The organism is Microbacterium sp. K41, from assembly GCF_004794395.1.
Lineage (GTDB): Bacteria > Actinomycetota > Actinomycetes > Actinomycetales > Microbacteriaceae > Microbacterium > Microbacterium sufflavum.
Genome location: NZ_SSDO01000273.1, coordinates 1 through 527 on the forward strand (window position 1 = coordinate 1; position 527 = coordinate 527).

The window sequence follows — 527 nt, forward strand, 5'->3', positions numbered from 1 at the left end:
CGTCCGCGTTCGGGAGGGCGGCGACGACGACGCGGCCCTCGCGCTCCTGTCGAGTGACGTGACCCTCGCAGCGCTGGCCCTGCGCCGCGGCGACGCCCTGTGGATGATGCACGCCGCGGGTCTCGCCGACGCCGACGGCCGGGTCGCGGTGCTCAGCGCGCCGTCGGGCACCGGCAAGACCACGGCCGCCCGCCGGCTGGCCCGTCGGTACGCGTACGTGAGCGACGAGACCGTCGGGGTCGCCGCGGACGGCACCGTCGTCGCCTACCGGAAGCCGCTGTCCGTGATCGAGGCCGCCGCACCGCACAAGGTGCAGGTCGCGCCCTCGTCGCTGCACCCCGGGGTGCCGCTGTCCGGGGCCCCGCGCGTCGCCGCCGTCGTGGTGCTGGACCGCCGCGCGGACGGACCGGACTCACCCGAGGTCGAGCGCCTCGACCTCGCCCAGGCGCTCGAGCTGCTCGCGCCGCAGACCAGCTACCTCAGCGACGCCCCGCGCCCGCTGCACCTGATCCGCGACGTGCTCGACC

At 76.9% G+C, this 527-nt stretch carries 1 pseudogene; it reads left to right on the top strand.

The features are described from left to right. Positions 1-527: pseudogene (locus tag DW309_RS19475) on the top strand (hypothetical protein); the annotation flags it as partial.